Below are 245 nucleotides of genomic sequence, written 5' to 3' on the forward strand. Positions count from 1 at the left end.
GGGCGAACTCGACGCGGACGAACTGACTCATCACTGGCCCCGTACGGACACGATCCCCTTCGAATCTGAGCACAAGTTCATGGCCACGCTCCACCACAGCCATGCCGGAGAGGGCGTGCTTTACGCCAAGGGTGCGACCGAGCGGATCCTCGCCATGTGCGACCGGCAGCAGGTCGGCGAGCGGATCGAGCCGATCGACGCCGACTTCTGGCAGCGGCGGGAGGAAGATCTCGCTTCAAAGGGTG

1 protein-coding gene is annotated in these 245 nt (G+C 64.5%); it reads left to right on the top strand.

The window, feature by feature from the left end:
* Nucleotides 1-245, top strand: a 245-nt coding sequence (locus R0J92_RS25655) for a hypothetical protein (RefSeq protein WP_411053766.1), incomplete at both ends; no start/stop codon positions are given.

Origin of the sequence: Tritonibacter sp. SIMBA_163, from assembly GCF_046535935.1 — a bacterium.
Taxonomy (GTDB): domain Bacteria; phylum Pseudomonadota; class Alphaproteobacteria; order Rhodobacterales; family Rhodobacteraceae; genus Epibacterium; species Epibacterium scottomollicae.